Annotated in this window: 1 protein-coding gene; it reads right to left on the reverse strand. The window is 36.6% G+C overall.

All coding sequences use genetic code 11. The features are described 5' to 3' along the window. Positions 1-27 precede the first annotated feature (27 nt). Positions 28-870, reverse strand: a complete 843-nt coding sequence (locus D7V20_RS19275) for a carbapenem-hydrolyzing class D beta-lactamase OXA-58 (protein ID WP_002002480.1) — start codon at positions 868-870, stop codon at positions 28-30. Between the last annotated feature and the right edge of the window lie 17 nt (positions 871-887).

The raw sequence follows: 887 nt of genomic DNA on the forward strand, positions 1-887 counted from the left end.
AATAGATTAACCTCAAACTTCTAATTCTTATAAATAATGAAAAACACCCAACTTATCTAGCACATCTAAAGACAATTGTTTACGTAGAGCAATATCATCACCAGCTTTCATTTGCATATTTAAAGCAAATGCCACCACTTGCCCATCTGCCTTTTCAACAAAACCCACATACCAACCCACTTGCGGGTCTACAGCCATTCCCCAGCCACTTTTAGCATATAGACGATTCTCCCCTCTGCGCTCTACATACAACATCTCTTTCACTTGTTGCTGAACTTCAGGTTTAAAAGGCAATTGCCCTTGGGCTAAATCATACACAAACTTTACTTCTTGTATAGGTGTAATTGTCAAAGGCCCTTTCAACCAAAATTGATCAACTTCCGTGCCTATTTGCATATTGCCATAACCAATACGTTGCAATTCACTTTGCATTAAGCTTGGACCAATACGACGTGCCAATTCTTGATATACAGGCACTGTAGATGCTTGCATGGCTTCGCCCAAAGTAAAATCTTTGTCCCATGCTTTAAAAAAACGTGGCTTTCCATCCCACTTAAATATTTCTGTAGATGTTGCTTTATGATTTTCTAAACCAATTAGTGCATTGGCAATTTTAAATGTAGATGCAGGAATATAAGCTGTTTTTGCTCGGTCTAAATGCGTGCCATATTTTTTAATATTTTGACCATCATATGTGACAAACACAGCATCAGCTGAGATTTCATTAAAAAGCGCTTGAACATTCTGATCGATGATTGAGTTATTCACTTGTGGAATTGTACTTGTTTTTGCTCGACTCATACTATGCTCAGCACAAGCCCCAATACTTATGCTTAAGCAAACTAAACTCAATATTTTTAATAATTTCATGATATACAACTTTAAAA

Origin of the sequence: Acinetobacter rongchengensis (assembly GCF_003611475.1) — a bacterium.
Taxonomy (GTDB): domain Bacteria; phylum Pseudomonadota; class Gammaproteobacteria; order Pseudomonadales; family Moraxellaceae; genus Acinetobacter; species Acinetobacter rongchengensis.

Excerpts from the sequence above, each read along its gene's own strand:
- D7V20_RS19275 (WP_002002480.1), bottom strand. The coding sequence starts at position 870 with ATGAAATTATTAAAAATATTGAGTTTAGTTTGCTTAAGCATAAGTATT.